The organism is Burkholderia sp. YIM B11467, from assembly GCF_052952715.1.
Window position 1 is genome coordinate 313703 of sequence record NZ_JBQVSQ010000002.1, and the last position, 21220, is coordinate 334922.

The 21220-nt window shown below is 68.1% G+C and carries 22 protein-coding genes; 13 read left to right on the plus strand and 9 right to left on the minus strand.

The annotated features are described in order from the left end of the window. Positions 1–52 precede the first annotated feature (52 nt). The gene (locus ACTRWB_RS08565) at positions 53–1378 is read right to left on the minus strand and encodes a D-serine ammonia-lyase (protein ID WP_446901586.1); all 1326 of its coding nucleotides are present in this window, start codon (positions 1376–1378) and stop codon (positions 53–55) included. Positions 1379–1481: 103 nt separating this feature from the next. Between ACTRWB_RS08565 and ACTRWB_RS08570 the strand changes: the two genes are divergently transcribed. After that, positions 1482–2438 carry a LysR substrate-binding domain-containing protein gene (locus tag ACTRWB_RS08570; protein ID WP_446901587.1) on the plus strand — a complete coding sequence of 319 codons (957 nt, stop codon included), beginning with the start codon at positions 1482–1484 and terminating at the stop codon, positions 2436–2438. Positions 2439–2762: 324 nt separating this feature from the next. Here the strand turns inward: ACTRWB_RS08570 and ACTRWB_RS08575 are convergent, their stop codons facing one another. Continuing rightward, positions 2763–3611, minus strand: coding sequence for a sulfite exporter TauE/SafE family protein (locus ACTRWB_RS08575; RefSeq protein WP_412024414.1), 849 nt, complete (start codon positions 3609–3611; stop codon positions 2763–2765). 331 nt (positions 3612–3942) lie between these two features. On the opposite strand from ACTRWB_RS08575, the gene ACTRWB_RS08580 reads away from it, so the two are divergent. Together ACTRWB_RS08580 and ACTRWB_RS08585 are read left to right on the plus strand one after the other, a co-directional pair. Next, complete coding sequence (locus ACTRWB_RS08580) at positions 3943–4839, plus strand: LysR family transcriptional regulator (protein WP_446901588.1); 897 nt, start codon at positions 3943–3945, stop codon at positions 4837–4839. Positions 4840–4967: 128 nt separating this feature from the next. Further along, positions 4968–5600 carry a LysE family translocator gene (locus ACTRWB_RS08585; RefSeq protein ID WP_193100392.1) on the plus strand — a complete coding sequence of 211 codons (633 nt, stop codon included), beginning with the start codon at positions 4968–4970 and terminating at the stop codon, positions 5598–5600. A gap of 100 nt (positions 5601–5700) precedes the next feature. On the opposite strand, the gene ACTRWB_RS08590 is transcribed toward ACTRWB_RS08585, so the two are convergent. From ACTRWB_RS08590 to ACTRWB_RS08605, 4 genes are all read right to left on the minus strand, one after another. Next, positions 5701–6129: a VOC family protein gene (locus tag ACTRWB_RS08590; RefSeq protein WP_446901589.1), complete on the minus strand. Its 429-nt coding sequence runs from the start codon at positions 6127–6129 to the stop codon at positions 5701–5703. A 120-nt stretch (positions 6130–6249) separates the two neighbouring features. Continuing rightward, on the minus strand, positions 6250–7194 hold the full coding sequence (gene yddG / locus ACTRWB_RS08595) for an aromatic amino acid DMT transporter YddG (RefSeq protein WP_446901590.1): 945 nt from the start codon (positions 7192–7194) through the stop codon (positions 6250–6252). Between the two features lie 215 nt (positions 7195–7409). After that, on the minus strand, positions 7410–7691 hold the full coding sequence (locus ACTRWB_RS08600; protein WP_446901591.1) for a hypothetical protein: 282 nt from the start codon (positions 7689–7691) through the stop codon (positions 7410–7412). A 110-nt stretch (positions 7692–7801) separates the two neighbouring features. Then, entirely contained in the window at positions 7802–9487 is a 1686-nt protein-coding gene (locus ACTRWB_RS08605) for a purple acid phosphatase family protein (RefSeq protein WP_446901592.1), read from the minus strand. A 317-nt stretch (positions 9488–9804) separates the two neighbouring features. Between ACTRWB_RS08605 and ACTRWB_RS08610 the strand changes: the two genes are divergently transcribed. The 9 genes from ACTRWB_RS08610 (at position 9805) to ACTRWB_RS08650 (ending at position 16557) form a co-directional block, all read left to right on the plus strand. Next, positions 9805–10104 carry a YXWGXW repeat-containing protein gene (locus ACTRWB_RS08610; RefSeq protein ID WP_048251049.1) on the plus strand — a complete coding sequence of 100 codons (300 nt, stop codon included), beginning with the start codon at positions 9805–9807 and terminating at the stop codon, positions 10102–10104. Between the two features lie 226 nt (positions 10105–10330). Continuing rightward, positions 10331–11116 carry an RNA polymerase sigma factor gene (locus ACTRWB_RS08615; protein ID WP_446901593.1) on the plus strand — a complete coding sequence of 262 codons (786 nt, stop codon included), beginning with the start codon at positions 10331–10333 and terminating at the stop codon, positions 11114–11116. Further along, positions 11113–11532 carry a hypothetical protein gene (locus tag ACTRWB_RS08620; RefSeq protein ID WP_446901594.1) on the plus strand — a complete coding sequence of 140 codons (420 nt, stop codon included), beginning with the start codon at positions 11113–11115 and terminating at the stop codon, positions 11530–11532. The genes ACTRWB_RS08615 and ACTRWB_RS08620 overlap by 4 nt, the downstream gene beginning before the upstream one ends. Continuing rightward, positions 11529–12032, plus strand: a complete 504-nt coding sequence (locus ACTRWB_RS08625; protein WP_446901595.1) for a periplasmic heavy metal sensor — start codon at positions 11529–11531, stop codon at positions 12030–12032. Before ACTRWB_RS08620 ends, ACTRWB_RS08625 begins: the two co-directional genes overlap by 4 nt. A gap of 121 nt (positions 12033–12153) precedes the next feature. Next, positions 12154–12912, plus strand: coding sequence for a phage holin family protein (locus ACTRWB_RS08630; RefSeq protein WP_446901596.1), 759 nt, complete (start codon positions 12154–12156; stop codon positions 12910–12912). Positions 12913–13152: 240 nt separating this feature from the next. Beyond that, complete coding sequence (locus tag ACTRWB_RS08635; protein WP_048251054.1) at positions 13153–14547, plus strand: DUF1800 domain-containing protein; 1395 nt, start codon at positions 13153–13155, stop codon at positions 14545–14547. 2 nt (positions 14548–14549) lie between these two features. After that, on the plus strand, positions 14550–15707 hold the full coding sequence (locus ACTRWB_RS08640; RefSeq protein WP_446901597.1) for a DUF1501 domain-containing protein: 1158 nt from the start codon (positions 14550–14552) through the stop codon (positions 15705–15707). Between the two features lie 58 nt (positions 15708–15765). Further along, complete coding sequence (locus tag ACTRWB_RS08645; protein WP_129515042.1) at positions 15766–15984, plus strand: YXWGXW repeat-containing protein; 219 nt, start codon at positions 15766–15768, stop codon at positions 15982–15984. A 174-nt stretch (positions 15985–16158) separates the two neighbouring features. Beyond that, a complete protein-coding gene (locus ACTRWB_RS08650; protein WP_446901598.1) occupies positions 16159–16557 on the plus strand; it encodes a lysozyme inhibitor LprI family protein in 399 nt (132 codons plus the stop codon). Positions 16558–16638: 81 nt separating this feature from the next. Here the strand turns inward: ACTRWB_RS08650 and ACTRWB_RS08655 are convergent, their stop codons facing one another. Both ACTRWB_RS08655 and ACTRWB_RS08660 read right to left on the minus strand, forming a co-directional pair. After that, entirely contained in the window at positions 16639–17832 is a 1194-nt protein-coding gene (locus ACTRWB_RS08655; RefSeq protein WP_446901599.1) for a tyrosine-type recombinase/integrase, read from the minus strand. Positions 17833–18020: 188 nt separating this feature from the next. Next, positions 18021–19196, minus strand: a complete 1176-nt coding sequence (locus ACTRWB_RS08660) for a helix-turn-helix transcriptional regulator (protein WP_193100404.1) — start codon at positions 19194–19196, stop codon at positions 18021–18023. A 223-nt stretch (positions 19197–19419) separates the two neighbouring features. On the opposite strand from ACTRWB_RS08660, the gene ACTRWB_RS08665 reads away from it, so the two are divergent. After that, positions 19420–19800 carry a DUF4377 domain-containing protein gene (locus ACTRWB_RS08665; protein ID WP_446901600.1) on the plus strand — a complete coding sequence of 127 codons (381 nt, stop codon included), beginning with the start codon at positions 19420–19422 and terminating at the stop codon, positions 19798–19800. A 9-nt stretch (positions 19801–19809) separates the two neighbouring features. On the opposite strand, the gene ACTRWB_RS08670 is transcribed toward ACTRWB_RS08665, so the two are convergent. Further along, complete coding sequence (locus ACTRWB_RS08670; RefSeq protein WP_446901601.1) at positions 19810–21198, minus strand: DHA2 family efflux MFS transporter permease subunit; 1389 nt, start codon at positions 21196–21198, stop codon at positions 19810–19812. Positions 21199–21220: the final 22 nt, after the last annotated feature.

Sequence of the window (21220 nt, forward strand, 5' to 3'; positions counted from 1 at the left end):
GGGACAGTCTAACGCGTCTTGGGAAACGGCGAGACGTGCGGGCCGAACGCGATCACGCGCCGGGCGCGGTACCGGCGAGCGCTTTCGCATGCGCCTGGAAGCGGCGGTGTTCTTCCGGCGGAACGAGCGAGCCGCCCGTTGCCCAGATCACGTGCGTCGCCGCGCTTGTGTCGATCGCATGGCGGCGCAGGTAGTCGCGGCCGACGGAAGACTGCGTCAGCCAGCCGGGCCCGCCGACGGCAGCCGCGGCCGACGGCTCCAGTTCCACGCCGGTGGCGCGCAGAACCGCGAGCAACTGCGCGTAAAGCTGCTCATCGCTGACGGTAAAGACGCCCGACAGCTGGGACGCCATCAGCGGGCTGACCAGATGCGAGGCCTGCGCGACGGCCAGGCCATCGGCCTCGGTCCGGTTGTCGAGCCCCACGTCGTAGACGGACACCGGCTGACGGGAGCCGGCGGCAAGCTGGACCAGCATGCATGGCGACGCGACGGGCTCGGCAAAAAAGCAATGCACGTGCTCGCCGAACAGCGCCTTGAGGCCGTACGTGATGCCGCCCGGTGCGCCGCCGACACCGCATGGGATATGGACGAAGAGCGGATGCGCGGCGTCGACGCTGCGGCCCGCCCCGGCGAGCTGCGCGGCGAGATGCCGGGCGCTGGCGGCGTAACCCAGGAACAGCATCAGCGAGCCTTCGTCGTCGACGAAATGGAAGCGCGGTTGATGGCGCGCCTGCGCTCGTCCGGCCGCGACGGCTTGCGCATAATCGCCGTCGTGCTCGACCACGCGAACGCCGCGTTTTCTCAGCCGCGCCTTCTTCCAGGGCTTCGCGTCGGTCGACATGTGAACGACCGACTCGAACCCCAGCGCGGCGGCCATCACGCCGATGCTCAGGCCAAGGTTACCGGTGCTGCCCACGATGACGGTGTGCGTGGCCAACAGCGCGCGTGCGGCGGTCGACGCCAGGATCCGCCGGTCGCCCGCGGGCTCGAGCAGCCCGTGTTCGATCGCGATCGACTCCGCGAGCGCGAGCACTTCATGAAAGCCGCCGCGCGCCTTGATCGAACCGGCAACCGGCAAGGCGTCGTCGCGCTTGATGAACCACGCGCCGTGCGCGTCGGCCGGATGCGACAACGCGCGCTGCAAGTCGTCCGCGGGCATCAGCGGCGACTCGATTTTTCCCGCACTTGCCGCAAGCTCGGGAAAGAGCTCGGCCATCAGCGGTTCGCATCGCGCCAGCCGGGCTTCCGCCGTCGCAATGGCGTCGAACGATGGCGCGTCCTGCGGCAGCGGGCTGCCGGCATCGGGGTTCAGCCACAGCAGCGGATGGCGGGATTGCAGTCTGGCTAATAGGTCGGCGGGTTGAAGCATGGCGGTCATGGATCGGCCTTGTGTTCGTCAAGCAGGATGCTGGACGGCAATGCTACGATTCCTGCAGACTGCGCAAAAGCGCCGATTTCTAATGCATGTATTAGCCTGACTTATGTCTATGCGACTTGATGGTTCGATCCTCGGTGCGTTGCTCTGCTTTGAAACCGCCGGCCGGTTGCTGAGCTTCACGAAGACGGCGCAGGCGTTCAACCTGACGCAAAGCGCCGTGAGCCAGCAGATCCGGCATCTGGAAGACCGGCTCGGTTATCCGCTGTTCGTGCGTCAGGCGCGCGGGCTGAAGCTGACCGAGAAGGGCGGGATCCTGCTCGGGACGATGTCGAGCGCGTTCTTCGACATCCATCGCACGCTTCAGGCGCTCGACATGTCGGATGCGCCGCTGCAGGTGAGTTGTCTGCCGTCGTTTGCGCTGCAATGGCTGATGCCGCGCCTGACCGAATTTCACCGGCAACAGCCGAACGTGTCGGTTCGCCTGAAAGCCGAGTTTCAGGTGCTGGACCGGCAGGCCATGGAATCCGACGACATCGACGTGGCGGTGCGCTACGACCCGGTGCAATACAGCCGGTTGCATGCCGACGTGATCCTCGACGAAACGCTGTTTCCGGTCGCCACGCCGGCGTATCTGGCGCAGCATCCGTCCTTTGCCGAAGGGAAGTCGCTCGACGGCGTCGTCTTGCTGCACGACGCCGCGCCGTGGGTCGGCGCGCCCGAGTTCGTGGAGTGGCACACGTGGCTGGAGGCAGTCCATCCGGCGTGGATCGCGCAGCTGGGCGGGCCTCAGTTCAATTTCTCCAGCCTTGCGATCACGGCGGCGCTGAACCATCAGGGTGTCGCGATGGCGCGCGCGGCGCTGGTGCATGACGAGATTGCGAGCGGACGGCTCGTCGACGTGTTCGGCACGCACGTGGGGGCACCGGCGCGCTATGTGCTGCTTTCCCGCAACCCCGAGGATCCGCGTACGGCGGCGTTTTCGGACTGGCTCAAGGCCGAATGCGCGCGCTTCGACGAAGCGCGGCCGCGCCTGCTTCCGGGCGGGAGCGGGCAGGCATGACGTGTGTGGCGGGATTCGATGCGGATGGCTTGCGCATCGACAGGTGTCGCGCGCGTCAGCGGAGCGACCAGATTCCCCAGATGGCGATCAGCAGGCCAAGGCCGAATCCGCAGCCCAGCAACACATAGGTTTCCATTTCGTGCCTCTGAAAACGTGGCGGCGCCGATGTCGGCATCGGCGCGCGAGTAGCAAAGTCGGTAACGTATCGTCCGCATCGTTTCACGATGTCCGGTGCCGTCGGGGGCGGCGATACGCCGGGTCCGCGAATACTACGCTTTGCAGCTTTCAGAACGCATGCGCGATCGAGGGCGGTGCGGCACACCGTTACTTCGTGACGGCGTGCCCGTTGCCCGTCTGCGTCACCTGCGATCCGCCGTGCCGGAATACGCCCGATTTCCAGATCATCTGCGATGCCGCGGCGAGCACGAACAGCAGGACGACCATCCTGAAGATCCTGGGCGACATCTTGTCTCGCAGCGGGCGCACGAGCCACATGCCGGCAATGGCCGGCAGGCTGGCCGCCGCCGAGATCGCGAGGTCGGCGCCGCTGGCGTGCGCGGCGCCGCTGAACGTCGTGATCAGCGTGACGATCGACACCACGAGGATGATCGCGATCTGCTTCGTGAACACGCGTCCGGTTGCGCCGGACGAAATCAGGTAGGTGGCCAGCAGCGGGCCCGGCACCGACGCGATGCTTTCCATCAGCGCCGCGCCGAATCCGAGCACGAAACCGACGGGCTTCTGCCACGCGTCCGGCAGGTTGAGTTTCGGCGCGGCGAGCATCAGCGTCGCGGCGAAGATCAGCAGCGCGCCGGATGCGGCCTGGGCGTGCCCCGGATTGAGCGACAGGAGAATGGCGACGCCGACGACGTTCCCGATCACGGTGCCCACGATCGGCGCGGCGATCTTCCGCGCCGTCGCCAGCACCTGGCCGCCTTCCAGCGCCTGCGGGATGTTGCCGAGGATGATCGGCATCGACAGCAGCAGCACCGCGTGCCGGATCGGCAGGAACTGGCTGAGTATCGGCATCGCGATCAGCGGCACGCCGATGCCCGTGATCCCCTTGGCCATGCCGCCCAGCAGCAGCGCGACGGCGATGCCGGCCAGATCGAGCGCGGTGAGCGCCTGCAGGCTGGAGACCAGCACACCTTCAGTGAGATTGAAATGCATCATGGCGTGGCATGTCGCGGGATGTCCGGCAGCGAGCGCTGCCGATGGAGTCCGTTGCGGTCGCGTGCGTTTTGCATGTATTCGTTCTGGATGGGCCTGAACCGGTCTTTCGATCGCATCGCGGCATTTCAGACGGGCGGGTGCGCCTGCAATCGACGTGTCGATTCGACGACGCATCTTACCTGAGCGTCGCCGCGGACATCTGCCTCGGCCGCCGCGCGGCGCGGGGAGCCGGCTGCGGCGACGCTCGCCGGTCTGCCGCACCGGTTCGATATCCTTCATGACGGCTGGCCGTATCATGTACGGCGTACATACCCCGGATCAAGGAGACCCGATGACGCTTGCCCAGTTGCAGGCTCTGGCTGCCGTAGTCGAACTCGGTTCGCTCACGGCCGCGGCCGACCGGCTCAGTCGCAGTCAATCCGCGATCAGTCATGCGTTGACCGAACTGGAGGACATCACGCAGGTCAAGCTGCTCTGGCGCGACCGGCAGCCGGTCGTGCTGACGGCGGCGGGCGAACGCCTGTGGCCGTACGTCCAGAACGTGGTTCGGGAGGCGCAGATGCTGCGCCAGCAGTTCAGCCTGTCGCGCGGCAAGCTCGAAGGGAAGCTGGTGGTCGCGTCGCTGCCGAGCGTATCGCTGGCGTTCGTCGTGCCCGCGCTCGAGGCGTTGAAGGAGATGCACCAGGGCGTGTCGGCGGTGCTGCTCGAAGGCACGGACAGCGAAGTCGAAGGGTGGATCGACGACGGTACCGCCGACGTCGGTGTGGTGGCCGGCACGAAGACGTTCGCGAACAATCTGCCATTGCTCGACGAGGATTTCGTCGCGGTGGCGGCAGATGGCATGTTCGCCGACCGCAAGCGCGTGTCGGCCAGGCAGCTGTCCACGGCGCCGTTCATTTTCTCGAAGGCAGGGTGCGGGCCGGTGATCGCCGATTATTTCGCGCGTGGCGGCGCGCCGCTGCGGGCCGCGTTCAACGTGGTCGAGATGCGCACCATTCTTTCGATGGCGGAGGCCGGCATGGGCGTGTCGATCGTTCCGCGCATCACGCTTACGTACACGCCGTTTGGCGGCCGCGTGCTGGAACTGTCGCCGAGGCTGCATCGTTCCGTGCGGCTGTCGTGGAATGCGGCCGGCAACGCGATCACCGACGAATTCGTGAGGCTCGTCGACGCACAGCGTGCGAAGGCAGCGAAGTCGCTCCAGACCCGCGCGAAAAAAGGCCGGTAACGCGCGGCCGGCGCGATGAAAAGCGCTCATGGGCGGCTTGCAGTTTATTCATGATGTTGGTGGACGAGATGCAATACATTGTTCGAACCTCGTCCCCCCTGACTGTGCTGCCCCAAAAGGAGATTGCCGTGCCGGCGTTGCCCACCTTGTTTGCTTTCGGACTCGTGTCGCTCGGCATGGTGCTGACGCCCGGACCGAACATGATCTACCTGGTTTCGCGCTCGATCTGCCAGGGCCGCCGTGCCGGGCTGGTGTCGCTCGGCGGGGTCGCGCTGGGGTTCGTTTTCTATATGTTCTGCGCGGCGCTGGGCATCACCGCGCTGGTGCTGACCGTGCCGTATGCGTACGACGCGTTGCGTTTTTGCGGTGCGCTGTATCTGTTGTACCTCGCGTGGCAGGCGCTGAAGCCGGGCGGTCGCTCCGCGTTCCAGGTCCGGCAGTTGCCGCATGACAGCCGCGTCAGGCTCTTCACGATGGGTTTCGTCACGAACCTCGCGAATCCGAAGATCGCGGTGATGTATCTGTCGCTGTTGCCGCAGTTCATTTCACCGGGGCACGGTAGCGTGCTCGCGCAATCGCTGGCGCTCGGCTGCGTGCAGATCGCGGTGAGCATCAGCGTCAACGCGCTGATCGCGTGCATGGCCGGGTCCATCGCGGGTTTTCTCGCGGGGCGGCCGGTCTGGGCGTCGGTGCAGCGCTGGTTGATGGGCACCGTGCTGGCCGGATTGGCGGTGCGTATCGCGCTGGAGTCGCGAAGCTAACGATGACGGGAGGAACGGCACAAGCATCGCGTCGATGCTTGCCGCCGCGCAACAGGATTCGGCGGACTTCCGGGACGCGGCGGAACGGGCGTTCCGCTCGTCATGCGCGTCGCTTGGGATTCCATGCCTTATGGACGAACTCGAGACGGTTACCGTCGAAGTCCGCGACGTTGGCGGCGTAGTAGCCGGGCGCGAAGTAGGTGCGATCGGCCGGTTTTCCCTCGTCGGTGCCGCTGGCCTTGATGGCAGCCGCATAGGCGGCGTCGACCAGTTCGTTGCTGTCGCAGACGATCCCGAGGTACAGCCCGGTCTCGCCGGGATTGCGTCGGCGCAGCCAGATGCTTGATCCGACCGCCGTTCCGTTGCCGTACATGTCGTCGCCGATGCCGTAAAGATCGGGGACGCCCGCGGGGCCCGACGACGAGTCGTAGTTGCCGAACAGGCGCCAGCCGAGCGGCTTCAACGCTTCGGCGTAGAAAGCCAGTGACTTGTCGATGTCGGTGACGGAGAGGTAGACGTGGTCGATCATGGGGTGGCCTTCGACGTGGGGGATGAGTAGCGTTTGCTCGTCCAACCGGAAACCGAACAAGTCGCGACGCCAATCTAGCATCCCGACGCGAAGCTGGCGAGCGCGCAACGAGCGGCGTCGTCACCCGTGGCAGTTGCCCTCGGCATCCTTCCCGACCGGGACTGGCGCTGTTTTTTCACTGCGTCGGCTGCGTGTCGAGAGCCAGCACAGGATCGACCCGCCGCACACCATCAACGCGCCTTGCCAGAATCCGATCGACAGCGGTGCATGCAGCAGCGTCGCGGCGAGCGCGGCGGCGAGCACCGGCGTCAAGTACGACGCGCCGACGATGATCGTCACATTGCCGTGCATGATGCCGGTGTTCCATGCGGCGTAGCCGAACCCCAGCGCCGATGCGGCCAGCACGACATACACGACCGCGTGAAGGCTGAACGTCATGCCGCCGCCGCCTTCGATCGCGAACTTGATCCAGAGCATCGCGGCAACCGCCATGAAGAACGGCGTGACGCCGTTCTTGCCGTCGGCAATGCGCGCCGTCACAGTGCAATAGCCGGCCCAGATCAGCGCGCCGAAAAACGCGAGGCCGTAGCTCAGCGGATTGTGCGCGACGTTGTGCAGCATGCCGGCCGGGTCGAGACCCTGGTCGCCGCCGAGCACCCGGCAGATGCCGAGCATCGACAGCAGCACACCGGGCACGACCAGCAGGTTGGCGCGCTGCTTGTTGAACAGGATCGCCGCGACCAGCGTGAAGCTCGGCCACAGATAGTTGACCATCGCGACTTCGATCGCTTGCCGGCCGTTGCTCGCATACCCGATCGACAGCGCCAGGCACAGCTCGTATGAAACGAACAGCAGCCCGCCCCAGAGCAGGTATTTCTTCGGGAATCGGCTCAGGTCGGGAAAGCCGATCGAAAACAGCAGTAGTACCGACGCCACCGTATAGATCATCGCGGCGCCGCCGGTCGCACCGAGACTTTCGCTGACCCCGCGAACGAGGGCGACCACCGAGGCCCACAACAACACCGCGCCGAGCCCGACGAGCGTTGCCTTATTCCTGCGTTTCATGCTTCCTGCTTGTTTCGACATTCAAATTCGGGATTGGATGATTCGGTTCCGCTCGCGCGTGCTGCGATCGCGGACGGTAATTCAACGTGGCTGTTGCGCCCGGAGATGCGTAGTTTACAGGGGGCGAGCTGGAAGGGACGAATGGCGGGCGTTGATGGAGAGACGACGCCGCGCGTGCGGCTGCTTCAGGCGAGTGGGCGATGCTGGGCAGCCGGTCACGCGTCGTCGATGTGCCATGCCGCGCCGATTGCCGACAACGCGCGTCCGATCGAGTCGAGCATCGCGTTCCGCGTCGGGCCGAGCGTCGTGACCAGGAAGAAACCGTCTTCGTCGGCCGACAGGCCGATCAGCGGCCAGCCGCCGGTCTCATCGCGAATTTCGAGTTGGCGTCGGTCGGGATCGATGTCGATATCGCCATGCGCTTGCCGCAGCGCATGCGCGATGGCATCGAATGCGTCGGCCGACGGAAGGGTGTGGATGCGGTATTCGAAACTCATGTGCATGGGCCGGTGTGCGAGGCGGGCAGTCTAACCTGCCCGATGACATCCCCGCCCGCCGATGCCGATGCCGATGCAACCGGCGCCCGCCACAGCGGGCGCCCGCCCGATCAGCGCTCGTGCCGCTTCTTGCTCAGCTCGATCGTTTCGAACAGCTCGTAATCCGCGGTCGGGTGCTGGTCGGCGCCCGGCGCATGGTAGTAGCGCATCGTGATCGTCGTGTGCCCGCCCGGCTTGCCCGGGTCGTGGTCGAACACGGCGATCCCGTACCCGGTGCCCGTATCGCGGCGCGCGGACCAGATCGCATCCTCGAGCGCATCGGCCGGCTGGCGCACGAACGTGTTCGGCGCCGTGCCCGGCACCGGCCGGTTCGGCTTCGTGAACACCTTGGCGCGCGCAAAGCCGGTCGCCGGATTCTCGCCGTACACGTCGAGTGGCGCGCTGGTGCCGCCGCCGCCGAGGATCAGGTGGATCGTGCCGTGGCTCGTGTCGAACTTCGTGCGGTCCGGGTCGTTCGATCCGACCGGACGCGGCTGCAGCGTCTCGACCACTTCGCCGGTCGACGCGTCGACGCCCGCGCGGTGATTGCAGCCGCGCACCGGGTAGCTGCGCTCGTAGTCGTGATCGTGGCCGCACAGCACGAGGTCGACGCCGTAGCGGTCGAACAGCGGCAGCCATGCCTCGCGGATGCCTTTGTCGGAGCCGTTGCCCGTCTTCGACGAACTGAGCGCGTCCTGGTGCATCTGCACGACGATCCAGTCGATGTCGTCGTCATGCGCGGCATGACGCAGCGTGTGTTCGAGCCAGCGCGTCTGCTCGCCATTGCTGTAGCCGCGCACGTAGAACGACGTGCCCGGTTCGATCGGCGGGCGGCCCGTGCTCGCGGCCGGCACGAGCGGGGCGGGGCCGCCGACGAACGCGGCGGCGTCCTGGTACACGACGTCATCGGCGTCGAGCGACACGAACAGCACCGAGCTCACGCGGAAGCTGTACCAGCGGCCCGGGAAGCGCGTGCCGTTCTCCGGCAGCGTATAGCGCGCGAGATACGAGTCGAGCCCCTGCGGGCCGTTGTTGAATTCGATCTCGTGATTGCCGGGGCACGGCATCCACGGACGATTCGCGGCCGACGTCTGGTTGTTGTTGCCGAAGTCGCGCCACACCTCGGGCTGGTGCGCGGGGTTCAGGTTCGCGTAGCAGAGGTCGCCGTTCAGCAGGTGGAACAGCGGCTGGAACTGTTCGACGGCCTGCACCGCGAAGCGGCTTTGCGGCGACGACAGCACCCACGCACCGTTCGGCGTCGCGAGATCGCCGTAGCTCGTGAAGCGGAACGGCGCGCGGCCGCGCGGCGCGGTCGAAAAATTCGCGGAGAACGGCTGCGCGACATTGCTGTCGTTGTCGGCCGTGATCTCGTAGCGGTAGTGCGTATTCGGCTTCAGCCCGTGCACGCGTGCGTGGTACGCGAACACGGTCTCGCCGTTCAGGCCGTCCGTGTACAGGCGCTGGACGCCGTGCACGGTGCGCGGCGGCTCGCCGTCGGCAACGATGCGCGCGCGCGGATTGACGGCCGGCGCGAGCGATGCCCACGAGATCACGACCTCGGACGTGGGGTCGTTGCCCCACGTCAGGTGGACCTGTTCAGGCGTGCCGTCCGGATTCGACGCGGCGGCCCTGGCGGCCGCGAGGCCGCCCGCGGCGGTGGCGAGGCCGGATACGCCGGCGAGTTTCAGGAAGCCGCGACGTGACACGGACGCGGCCGGCTCGTTCGGCTGGGCGGGGAGATTGTCCTGGTTCGACATGGTCGTAATTTTCGTTGATGAGGACGCGAGATGTGGAACCGCCAGGTCGTGCGAAAGCGCGAGCACGGCCGGGGCGTGGGCCGGAAGCGAGCGGGATCCCGGTGTCACGCATTGTCGAAGGGCAGTTTTGCCGGGTTGTGACAGCACCGCAACCCGGCGTGAGTGTGCGCCGGCGCGTCGCGATATCCAGCCCGCTCCGACGCGCATCCGGTCCGGCCGAAATTTTTTTGCCGATACCGCGACGGATTTTTTTCGCCCGTGCCGTTTAACGCATGAACGGCCGCTTCCGGCCGATGCCCGTTACTTCGGAGTCTTTCATGAAACTTTCTGTTCCATTGCGGTTTGCCGCAGCATGCGTGGCCGCGCTGGCGGCGTCCGCGACATTCGCGCAGGCCGTCATCGTCGCGCCTTACGCGCCGCCGGCGCCGCGTGTCGAAGTGATGCCGGCGCCGCGGGCGGGCTACGTGTGGGACCAGGGCCACTGGCACTGGCAGCAGGGCCGCTACGTGTGGATTCCGGGTCACTGGCAAGTGGTGCGCGTCGGTTACCACTGGGTGCCCGGGCACTGGGCCGCGCGCGGCCCGGCCTGGCGCTGGGTGCCGGGCCACTGGGCCTGACGTGTACGCCGTCGCGCGGCACGCGGTGCCGGCGCGGCGGATCCTTCACGCAACGTCATGAGTCGAAGCCATGCCTTTTCGAACCATCGTGATACTGGCGGCGGTAGCCATCGTGCTGGCCGGCTGCGTCGTGGTGCCGGCGCGTCCGGCGTATTACCGGCCCGCGCCGGTCGTCGTATATTGAGCACGCCGGCCGCCGGTCGCGCGGCTGGCCGACAGGATCGAGATGCCGCTCGAACCGGATGTCGATGAAACGGACATGGCCGACGCCGTGTGCGAGGCCGGGCGCGATGCGCGCGGCCTCGCCGAACAGTCGGCGTGGCGCCGTCCGGTGATGGCCCGACGCATGCAAGGAGAGCACGACGATGAGCTTCAGCCGGGCGGCGGGCACACCTGCCGGCACGTGGCGGCGCACGCGCGCCGCGCTGCGGAGCAGGCTGCGTTGAGCGATCGTGGCGACCGCGATCCGGACGCGGAACTCGTCGCGCGCGTCGGCGCGCGCGATTCGTCGGCAGTGCGTGTGCTCGTCGCGCGCAAGCTGCCGCGGCTGCTCGCATTGGCGACGCGCATGCTCGGCGACCGGAACGAAGCCGAGGACGTCGCGCAGGAGACGTTCTTGCGAATCTGGAACCAGGCGCCGCGCTGGCGCGAAGGCGAGGCGCGCTTCGATACGTGGCTGCATCGCGTCGTGCTGAACCTGTGCTACGACCGGTTGCGCGGCCGGCGCGAGGAGCCCGTCGATACGATGCCCGATGTGCCGGACCCGCAACCGGAGCCGGCCGCGCATGCGGAACTGCGTTCGCGCGATGCGCGCGTGCGGCAGGCGCTCGCCGCGTTGCCGTCCCGGCAGCGGGAAGCGCTCGTGCTCCAGTACTATCAGGAAATGTCGAATGTGGAAGCGGCCAACCTGATGGGCATCACCGTCGATGCGCTGGAAAGCCTGCTCGCGCGCGCGAGGCGCAACCTGCGCGCGCAGCTGGCCGGCGACACACCTAGCGAGGACAAGCGATGACACCCGAACGATTTCGTACCATCGTCGCCGCATACGGCTCGGACGCGCGGCGCTGGCCGAGCGGCGAGCGTGCGGCCGCCGAGGCGTGGGCGCACGCGAACCCGCGCGAAGCGCTGCTGGCACTGGACGATGCCGCCGACCTCGACGCATGGCTGTCGAACGACCTGATCGCACCGCCCGCGCCGGCGCTCGTCGAGCGCATCGTCGCGTCGGCGCCCGCGCCGCAACGCGCACGCCGGCGCGGCACCGTGTGGTGGTCGGGCGCGGCGTTCGCGGGCGTCGGCCTGGCCGGCGCATTGGCGGGCGCGGTGGCCGTGTCGATGCTGATGCTCGGCAGCGTGCCGTCATCGCTGCATGAACCGGGCTATCTGACGACAACCTTCGGCGGCCCGAGCGTCGACTGGAGCGAGGAATGACTGAACGGAGTTGGAAATTCATCCTCGTCGGCTCGGTCGTGCTGAACGTGTTCATGCTCGGCGCAATCGGCGGCGGCGCGTATCAGTGGTTCTCGACGCATGGCAACCTGCATGCGGCGGGTGCGCCCGCGCAACGTACCGCATTGCGTTTCGCGGCGGACGAATTGCCCGACGCGCGGCAGCGTGAGTTCGCCGCCGCGTTGAAGGCAGCGCGCAAGAGCGGCCGCGATTTCGCGCGGGAAGGGCGCGACGGCCGGATCACCGTGCTGGACCTGCTCGCCGCGCCGCAACTCGATCGTGCGGCGATCGACGCCGCGCTCGACCGCACGCGCGCGGCCGATACCGCGCTGCGTGTGCAGGTCGAGCGCAGCGTCGTCGATTTCGCGGCGACGCTGACGCCCGAGGAGCGCGCGAAGTTCGTCGACGGGTTGCAGCGCAGCGGCAACTGGCGTTTGCCGCCGAAGTTGCAGAAGAAACCGGACGCGCCGGCGAGCCAGTAAGCGACTGTTTCGAAAAGCGATCCGCTTGCCGCCTTGCATGAGATCGGACAGAATCGCGACGATCAAACCGGCTCGGACGTCCGTTTCGCGCAGCGCGGCGGATTCGCATATTGGCGCTCATATGCCTCCTCTTGTCGAAGCAATCCTTGACTGGGTCACGGTATCGCTCGCCGCACTCGGTCTGCTCTGCATGATGATCTGGCCGATGACACCGGACCGATGGGTGTTCGAGGCCGGCTATGCATGCGTGCCCGACGGTCGAAATCTGATCCTGTCTCCGCGGCGCATGCGCTTCGGATACTTCGTCTGGTGGTCGTTCGGCTTCGGTCTGGGCGCCATGGGGCTGGCCTGCGTGATCGGCGTACCCGCGTTGGCCGGGACCCTGACCGGAAACGCATCGCATGCATGGTACGAATGGCTCGGCCTCGGCGTCACCGGTGTGCTCATGATCGGTCTGGGTGTTCTGATGATCTGGATCGGCCGCAAGCTGATGCGCGCGCGCTGGTTCGCCGGCCCGCTGCGTGAAACCCGCTTCTGCTGGCGCGACGAAGAGCGCTGGATCGATATCAGCACCACACGTCTGCTACGCAAGCCGGTGCTGAATACGTACGCGTGTCGCGATCTGGATCGCCTGCTGGTTGGCGGTCGACGAAGTTTCGACGGCGCAGTCGTGGGCGGCTCGCTGGTGACGATCCGGCGCGATCTGGTGCAACTCGTGCTCGTTTTTCGCAACCGCCGGCCGATCGATCTGATGGGCCGGATCGATGATGGTGATGAAGCGCGCCGCATGGTCAACATGATCGGCGTCTGGTGCGGCATCGACGTGCAGCGGGTCGACGGCTTGCCGGACGTGACGCCGTTCAACTTCGACCGGATCTGACCGTACCTGCCGTTGACGGTGCGCGCCATGGGGGCCCGTTGATTGCCATGCGTTATGCAGATGTAGTCCGATCCAGGCGCGGCCGCCCAATTCCTGATTGACTTGCGTCGTTGTCGCGCATCACCTCCGCCGACTCTCCCGTTCCTTGCTTTCCCGATCCCGAAAATATTTGCCATCCCCGCGACGGATTTCCCGGCGCCCCCGCGTTAAACGGGGGTACGCACCGCAAGAGAGCCCGTCATGGACCACCCGAACGACATCACGCCGGCCGCCATCGCGCTGAACCGCTTCGGTCTCGGCGCGCGGGCCGACGAAGCACCGCCTGCCGACCCGAAGGCGGCGCTGGTCGCGCAATTCGACCGTTACGACGCGCGGCCCGCCGCGTGGGCCGGCGAGCCCGACGCAGTGGCGCTCGCGACGCGCTTTGCAAACGCGCGCAACGCGATGACGGGCGACGACGCGGCCGCGAAACGCGCGACCGCGCAATCGATCCGCCGTGACGGCTACGACGCGTATCGCAGCGCCGTCGCCGCGCGACTGAACAGCGCGTTGAACACGCCCGCGCCGTTCGTCGAGCATCTCGTGCATTTCTGGGCGAACCATTTCGCGGTATCGGTCGACAAGGGGCAAGTCGCCGCCTACGCGGGCGCATTCGAACGCGACGCGATCCGCCCGCACGTGCTCGGCCGCTTCGAGGACATGCTCGTCGCCGTCGAACAGCATCCCGCGATGCAGATCTTCCTCGACCAGGCGCGCTCGGTCGGCCCCGACAGCCCGGCCGCGATGCGCGCGCAAGCGCGCAATCCTTCCGCGAAACGCGGGCTCAACGAGAACCTCGCGCGCGAAATCATGGAGCTGCACACGCTCGGCGTGCGCACGGGCTACACGCAAGCCGACGTGACGGAATTCGCGCGCGCGCTGACCGGCTGGAGCATCGCCGGCGGGAACGGGCCGCAGCCGGGCGATGCCGCGCCCGGCGCGTTCGTGTTCCGCCCGAAGCTGCACGAGCCGGGCACGCGCACGGTGATGGGGCGCACCTACGACCAGCCGGGCGAAGCGCAGGCGCGCGCGATCCTGCACGACCTCGCGCATTCGCAGGCAACGGGCCGGCACATCGCATTCCAGCTGGCCCGTCATTTCGTCGCCGACAATCCGCCGCCCGCGCTGACCGACCGGCTCGCCCGCGCGTTCGATGCGAGCGGCGGCGACCTGCCGACCGTCTATCGCGCGCTCGTCGATGCGCCGGAAGCATGGGCGCCGGTCAACCGCAAGTTCAAGACGCCGTGGGAGTGGGCCGTGTCGTCGCTGCGCGGGCTCGGCTGGCGCGACACGGGCGAGCTGAAGGCCGCGCCGCTGCTCACGCAGCTCGGCCAGCCGGTGTGGCGGCCGGGTTCGCCGGCCGGTTACGACGACGTCGCCGCGAGCTGGGCCGCACCTGACGCGCTCGTGCGCCGCGTCGAGATCGCGCAGCGCCTGGCCGCACGTACCGGCGACCGGCTCGATCCGCGCACGCTCGGCAACACGCTGCTGGCCGGTTCGATGAGCGCGCCGACGGCGACCGCGCTGTCGCGCGCCGAAAGCGCCACCACGTCGCTCGCGCTGCTGCTCGTATCGCCCGATTTCCAACGGAGATGAACATGGCACTGTCCCGCCGACAATTCCTCAGCGTCGCCGCCGCCGGCGCAGGCGCGATCCTCGTCGCGCCGCGGATCGTGTTCGCGAACGTCGAGACCGACCGGCGCTTCGTGTTCGTGATCCAGCGCGGCGCGGCCGACGGCCTGAACATCGTCGTCCCGTATGCGGAACCGGCGTATGCGTCGCTGCGCGGTGCACTCGCGATCGATACGTCGGCCGCGACGCGGCTCGACGGCACGTTCGCGCTGCATCCGTCGCTCGCGCAGACCGCGCAGTTGTACCGAGACGGGCAGGCGCTGTTCGTCCACGCGATCGCGTCGCCGTATCGCGACCGCTCGCATTTCGACGGCCAGAACGTGCTCGAGACGGGCGGCCGCGCGCCGTACCAGGTGAAGGACGGCTGGCTGAACCGGCTCGCCGCGCTGCTGCCGGCGACGCGCGAAAGCGCGATCGCGTTCGCGCCGACCGTGCCACTCGCGTTGCGCGGCACCGTGCAGGCCGCGTCGTATGCGCCGTCCGGTTTGCCGGCCGCGCCGGACGACCTGCTCGCCCGCGTGTCGGCGCTCTACGAGGCCGACACGCAGCTCGGCCCGCTGTGGCAGTCGGCGATGGACGCACGCGGCCTCGCCGGCGATGCACATGCGCGGCAGGATCCGGCGGGCGTCGGCAAGCTCGCGGCGACCTTCCTCGCGCGCGACGACGGCCCGAGGATCGCGATGATCGAGACGGGCGGCTGGGATACGCACAGCGCGCAGAACGCGCGCCTCGCGAATCAGTTGAAGGCGCTCGACACGATGCTCGCCGCGCTGCGCGACGGCCTCGGCCCCGCGTGGCAGCACACCACGGTGCTGGTTGCAACCGAGTTCGGCCGCACGGCCGCGGTGAACGGCACGGGCGGCACCGATCACGGGCAGGCGTCGGTCGCGATGCTCGCGGGCGGCGCGGTCGCGGGCGGTCGTGTGATCGCCGACTGGCCGGGGCTGCGGCCCGGCGACCTGTACGAAGGGCGCGACCTGAAACCGACCGCGTCGCTCGATGCGCTGATCTCGGGGGCGGCCGCCGAAAGCCTGCGACTCGATCCCCGCCGCACCGCGTCCGCGCTGTTCGCGGAAAGCGGCGAGACGCGGCCGATGACCGGCCTGATCCGCGGGGTTGCGTGACGCGGCGCGTTGCCGCGTTCGTCTCCGCCGACCGATGACACAACAGGGAGAATCGAAGATGAAGTTCCGATCCGTTTCGCTTGCCGTGCTGGTGAGCGTGAGTGCCGCGCTGATGTCCGCATGCGTGGTCGAACCCGTGCGGCCGCCGCAGCCCGCGCCCGTCGCCGAGGTGCCGCCGCCACCGCCGGCACCGGGTTATCGCTGGGCAAAGGGGCATTACCGCTGGGCCGGCAATCACTGGGCATGGGTGCCCGGGCATTGGGTGGCCGTGTACTGATCAGGCGTGACGTGCCGCGCGGCGCGGGTGCCGGGAAGCGGGGCGGTGTATTGAACCGCGATGCGCATTGGCCTAAGCTTCCGGATTTCGGCGACGGGCATCCGATGGCGAGCGTTCCCGTTCGTCCGTCACGGCGAGCCGATGCGCGGCCGCCGTTTTTTCTACGGCACCCACATGAAGGCATGGCTCGTTGTACTGGCCGTCGCGGCCGGCATGACCGGCGCGCAGGCCGCGTCGTTCGACTGCGCGAAGGCGTCCACGTTCGTGGAGCGTGAAATCTGCGGCAATCCGGCGTTGTCGCGTCTCGACGATGCACTTAACGCGGATTACAAGCACGTCGTGGACGACTTCGCGAATTATCCGGTCGAGGATCCGCCCGAATATCACCAGTTCGTCGCGAGCCAGAAGGTGTGGCTGAAGGCGCGCAACCGCTGCACGACGTCGCAGTGCCTGATCGACAGTTACCGCAAGCGCATCGACGCGTTGTGCGGCCAGATCGACGTGCCGACGGAAAGCGACCGCGCGAAGTGCCGCAGCAACGGCGGCCTCGGCGGACTCGAACTCGTTCACTGAGCACCGGGACGAAACACGGGCCGGCGTCGACATCGACATCGGCGATACGCATTCGCGCGCAGCACGCGGAGCGTCTGCTTCCTACCACCCGATCCGGTGCTTCTCCTCCGTCTCGCGATGGCGCCAGTCGTCGTCCGCGTGCAGGTACTGGCTCGTCGTCGTGAGCGATGCGTGGCCGAGGTTGTCGCGCACGAGCCGCAGGTCGACGCGGCCGTCGGCCATATGCGAGCCCGCACTGTGGCGCAGCCAGTGCGCGGACGCCTGTTCGAGCACGCGCGCCTGTGCGTCGCCGGCCGCGCCGTTCGCGCGCAGCCGGTCGGCCGCATGCTGGAACACCTGCTTGACGATCCGGTGCAGCGCCGCACGCGTGAGCGGTTTGCGCGCCTGGCCGACCGGCAGCACGAGCGGCGTGGGCTCGCCGTCGGACGGCAGCGCGGGCAGGCCGTGCGCGCGCCGATAGCGCGACAGCTCGGCCATCATTTCGTCGGTGGCCGGCACGAGCCGCTGCCGGCCGCCTTTGCCCGTCACGTCGAGCCACCAGCGATCGTGCCCGTGCGCGTCGCGCCGGCAGAAGAACTGGCCCATCGTCGTGTCGGCCGCTTCGGTGATGCGCAGCCCGCCGAGATACAGCAGCGTGAACAGCCAGCGCGCGCGATCGGCGTGGAAGCACGCACGCGCGTCGTCGCGCGGCATCGCGGCGATCGCGTCCTTGACCGACTGCCACAGCGGTTGCCCGAGATGGCGCGTGACGCGCGGCGCGGGCCGGCGTTGCCGCTGCCGCGACAACGCGAGCGGATTGCCGGCCAGATAACCGGCCTGCACGAGCCACGAGAACATCACGTTGAGGATCACCAGCGCCTGCCGCTGGCTGGCCGCCGACAGCGGCCCGTAGAACGGCCGCCAGCGCGGATCGTCGCGCGGATGCTTGCGGCCGCCGTTCGCGCACCACAGGTCGGCCGGCGCGGGCGCGAGCAGGAACTGCCTGTAGACGACGAGATCCTCGTGCGTGAGTGACGACAGCGGCTTGCCGCACGCGATCACGGCCCACAGCAGCAGGCGCTCGGCTTCCTTGCGGTAGTTCTGGAACGTGGTCGGTGTATCGACGAAGCGCGCGAGCCAGGCGCGCACGGCGTCGAGATCGTTGGTCGCGGCGATCTGCGGATGCGCGCTGCTCGAACGGTTGGTGCCCGCGCGTCCGTCGAGCGCGGCCGGCACGGTCAGCGTATCGATCGGCAGCGGGCGCAGCGCGGCGTCGGACGGAACGGGTGGGGTCATGCGGAGAGGGAGCGCGGTGCGTGCCGCGCGGGCGTGGCCAAGCGGACGAACGCAGCGCGACGAAGCGTATCGGGAAGCGCCGATGGTACACGATCGTCACGCGGTGAATCGGCCATCGACGACGCTCGCCAGACCGGCAGCATGAGCGACATGACCGCGCGACGCACGTATCGCACGGCGCGAACGCGTCACCCCAGCGACAGCACGCTGTTCAACAACGTCCGCACGAGCGTCGCCTGCCGCGTCACCCCCGTCTTCGAAAAAATCGCGCGCAAATGCGAGCGCGCGGTGTTCTTGCTGATCGCGAGTTCGTCGGCCGCTTCCTCCAGCGTCTGCCCGTTGACGAGCGCGAGCGCCAGCGCGGTTTCGGCCGGCGTGAGGTCGAACAGCTTGCGCACGATGTCGTGCGACGCCTGCGACTTGCGTTCGGCATCGCGGATGAACACCGCGCACGCCGGCCGGCGCGGATTGTCCTCCGACCATTCGCTCAACGGCACCGCGCGGATCAGCACGCCGAGCCGCGGCTTGCCGGACGGGCGCGGCACCGCGATCGCCTGCACGACCGACGGCACGCCGCCCGCGCGTTCCGCGAGCACCTGGCGGATCAGCTTCTGCAGCTTGCGATCCTCCAGCGGATACGACGCTTCGAGCGCGCCGCCGCGCACGCGCAGGCCGTCGCATTCGGCGAAGATCTCGTCCGCGACGGAATTGGTCTTCATGATCGCGCCGCGCTCGTCGAGAATCGCGGTGCCGACGAGCATGCGGTCGATCGTGCTCGCATACAGCGTGCGCTCGGATTCGACCATCCCGAACTTCGCGTGCAGCCGCACCGCGCGCTTCAGATGCGGCAGCAGCGCGTTGCAGGCGGCCTTGTCGGTCGCGGAGAACGCGGCGCCGCGATGCGAGCGGCACACGCGGAAACGGCATTCGACGCCGTCATGCGTGCGCAGGTCGGCGCCCATCAGATAACCGACGTCGAGCGGTTTCAGGAATTCGGCGTACATCGCGCTGTTGCGCCAGACGCCCACGCCGAGCAGCTCGTCGACGGTGACGACGCGATCGGTCGGCAGGTTCACGAACGGATCGAGCGCGTAATAGTAATTGTTGTACGACGCGACGCCCGGCAGCGGCGCACTGTGGTCGGACGCATTGATCATCAGCCCCGCATGGCCGCTGGCGGGCCAGCGCAGGATCATCGTCACGTAGTTCGCATGCAGGTGTGCGCGGATCTGTTCGAGCGCGCCGCCCCACGGCACGTCTTCCAGCGGGCCCTCGTAGATTCTCGTGAGCAGCGCGTCGAATTGCTCGAGCGTCAGTTTCGATTGGGCAAGGTGCGGCGGAAGGGCCGCGGGCGCCGTGGTCATTCGGGTTGTCTCCTGTTGCGGCCGCCCGGTCGCAAGGCGCCCGGCGTGCACGTGCGGACCGCCGGCGGCGAGGCGCGCGGCTGAACCGGAACACGGTAACGTGTCGGCGTGCGCGCCACATCGCACGAATGAGGGGGGGGATTCGCTTCTGTAAGCTATTTGTGAACTTTCTCGGCGTGCCGGCCGTCTAATCGGCCCTCTAACGCTCCCAGAGGAACATCAGATGATTCGCCAATCCAGAATGCTGCTCGGCGCCGCCGTCATTGCCGGCAGCACGCTCCTCGCCGGGTGCCAGACCGACGCGGCCGTCACGGCGCCGAACGCGGCCCGCCCGGCCGAAGGCCGGCCGGTGACCAAGACCGTCTATGTCGCGCCGCAATCCGCGCGCTGCACGGGCGTCGCGCCGATGGAATGCCTGCAGGTGCGCAGCAGCCCGAGCGAGCCGTGGAGCCTGTGGTACGCGGGCATCGAAGGTTTCGCATACCAGCCCGGTTACCTGTACACGCTCGAAATCGACGAGTACCACGTCGCGCAGCCGCCGGCCGACGGCTCGTCGATCCGCTGGGTGCTCAAGCGCGTCGTCGAGCGCCGCCAGGCGAACTGACGGCCGCGCTCACACGGACGGCCGCGACGCCACCGCACGCGGCGGCGCGGCCGTATCGATCCGCCGGAACACGACGGACGACAGCAGCGTGACCACGCCCATGCACGCGAACGACAGCATGAACCCGCGTGCCATCGAGCCCCAATAGGCGGCGAACAGGTTGACGAGGCCGCCGCCGATCGACACGCCGAGCCCCATCGCCAGCATCTGCATCATCGTGAACAGGCTGTTGCCGCTGCCGGCGTCGGCATGCGACAGCCCCTTGAGCGTCACGCCGTTCATCGCCGCGAACTGCATCGAGTTCGCGGTGCCGAACACGATCAGCAGCACGATCTCCAGCACCGGCGCGGGCCGCGCCGACACCAGCGCGAACCCCGCGATCGCGCAACCGACGATCCCCGTATTCACGACGAGAAACGTCGCGTAGCCGAAGCGCTTCACGAGCGGCGCGATCCAGCGTTTCGCGATGACGCCCGCGATCGCGGCCGGCAGCATCATCAGCCCCGACTGCAGCGGCGTATAACCGAGCTGCACCTGCATCAGCAGCGGCAGCATGAACGGCACCGAACTCGTGCCGATCCGGCACAGCAGGTTGCCGAGCAGCCCCGAACCGAAGTTCGGCTCGCGGAACAGCCCGAGCCGGAACAGCGGCTGCGCGCGCCGCCGCGCGTGCGGCAGGTACGCCAGCGCGCTCGCCAGCCCGAGCACCGCGAGCCCGGCCGCCCAGGCGGCGCGGTGCGCGGACATCGGCGGGTCGATCGCGAGCGACAGCGCGATCATCGCGACCGACAACAGCGCGCAGCCGACGAAGTCGAACGGCGGCGGCTGTTTGGCCTGGTCGTGCGGCAGGTAACGCTGCACGGCAACGTAGCCGACCACGCCGACCGGCACGTTGACGATGAACACCCAGTGCCATGAAATCGCCTGCGTGAGCCAGCCGCCGAGCGTCGGCCCGACGATCGGGCCGAGCTGGCCGGCGATCGACACGAACGCGATCGCCGCGACGTATTGTTCGCCCGGCACGCGGCGCAGCACGGCGAGCCGCCCGATCGGCAGCAGCATCGAGCCGCCGATGCCTTGGACGGCGCGCGCGACGACGAGCTGGCCGAGCGTATGCGACGCCGCGCAGCCGATCGACGCGAGCACGAACACGAGGATCGCGACCGAGAACACGCGGCGCGTGCCGAACCGGTCGGCGAGCCAGCCGGACGCCGGCGTGAGCATCGCCATCATCAGCGTGTAGGCGACCACGACCGGCTGCATCGCAAGCGGCGACGCGTGCAGGCTTTGCGCGATCGAAGGCAGCGCGGTGTTGACGATCGTCGTGTCGAGCGACTGCATGAAGAACGCAGCGGCGACGATCCAGAGCAGCACGGAGTGAGTGGGTTCCCGGGACATGGCGAAATCGGTGGTGCGAAAG

Bases quoted from the DNA above. Each gene is read 5' to 3' on its own strand.
- ACTRWB_RS08640 (WP_446901597.1), top strand. From the start codon at position 14,550: ATGGCACTGTCCCGCCGACAATTCCTCAGCGTCGCCGCCGCCGGCGCA.
- ACTRWB_RS08650 (WP_446901598.1), top strand. From the start codon at position 16,159: ATGAAGGCATGGCTCGTTGTACTGGCCGTCGCGGCCGGCATGACCGGC.
- ACTRWB_RS08660 (WP_193100404.1), bottom strand. From the start codon at position 19,196: ATGACCACGGCGCCCGCGGCCCTTCCGCCGCACCTTGCCCAATCGAAA.
- ACTRWB_RS08610 (WP_048251049.1), top strand. From the start codon at position 9,805: ATGAAACTTTCTGTTCCATTGCGGTTTGCCGCAGCATGCGTGGCCGCG.
- ACTRWB_RS08635 (WP_048251054.1), top strand. From the start codon at position 13,153: ATGGACCACCCGAACGACATCACGCCGGCCGCCATCGCGCTGAACCGC.
- ACTRWB_RS08620 (WP_446901594.1), top strand. From the start codon at position 11,113: ATGACACCCGAACGATTTCGTACCATCGTCGCCGCATACGGCTCGGAC.
- ACTRWB_RS08600 (WP_446901591.1), bottom strand. From the start codon at position 7,691: ATGAGTTTCGAATACCGCATCCACACCCTTCCGTCGGCCGACGCATTC.
- ACTRWB_RS08645 (WP_129515042.1), top strand. From the start codon at position 15,766: ATGAAGTTCCGATCCGTTTCGCTTGCCGTGCTGGTGAGCGTGAGTGCC.
- ACTRWB_RS08565 (WP_446901586.1), bottom strand. From the start codon at position 1,378: ATGACCGCCATGCTTCAACCCGCCGACCTATTAGCCAGACTGCAATCC.
- ACTRWB_RS08580 (WP_446901588.1), top strand. From the start codon at position 3,943: ATGACGCTTGCCCAGTTGCAGGCTCTGGCTGCCGTAGTCGAACTCGGT.
- ACTRWB_RS08575 (WP_412024414.1), bottom strand. From the start codon at position 3,611: ATGATGCATTTCAATCTCACTGAAGGTGTGCTGGTCTCCAGCCTGCAG.
- ACTRWB_RS08570 (WP_446901587.1), top strand. From the start codon at position 1,482: ATGTCTATGCGACTTGATGGTTCGATCCTCGGTGCGTTGCTCTGCTTT.
- ACTRWB_RS08655 (WP_446901599.1), bottom strand. From the start codon at position 17,832: ATGACCCCACCCGTTCCGTCCGACGCCGCGCTGCGCCCGCTGCCGATC.
- ACTRWB_RS08630 (WP_446901596.1), top strand. From the start codon at position 12,154: ATGCCTCCTCTTGTCGAAGCAATCCTTGACTGGGTCACGGTATCGCTC.
- ACTRWB_RS08670 (WP_446901601.1), bottom strand. From the start codon at position 21,198: ATGTCCCGGGAACCCACTCACTCCGTGCTGCTCTGGATCGTCGCCGCT.
- ACTRWB_RS08605 (WP_446901592.1), bottom strand. From the start codon at position 9,487: ATGTCGAACCAGGACAATCTCCCCGCCCAGCCGAACGAGCCGGCCGCG.
- ACTRWB_RS08625 (WP_446901595.1), top strand. From the start codon at position 11,529: ATGACTGAACGGAGTTGGAAATTCATCCTCGTCGGCTCGGTCGTGCTG.
- ACTRWB_RS08590 (WP_446901589.1), bottom strand. From the start codon at position 6,129: ATGATCGACCACGTCTACCTCTCCGTCACCGACATCGACAAGTCACTG.
- ACTRWB_RS08615 (WP_446901593.1), top strand. From the start codon at position 10,331: ATGCCGCTCGAACCGGATGTCGATGAAACGGACATGGCCGACGCCGTG.
- yddG (WP_446901590.1), bottom strand. From the start codon at position 7,194: ATGAAACGCAGGAATAAGGCAACGCTCGTCGGGCTCGGCGCGGTGTTG.
- ACTRWB_RS08665 (WP_446901600.1), top strand. From the start codon at position 19,420: ATGATTCGCCAATCCAGAATGCTGCTCGGCGCCGCCGTCATTGCCGGC.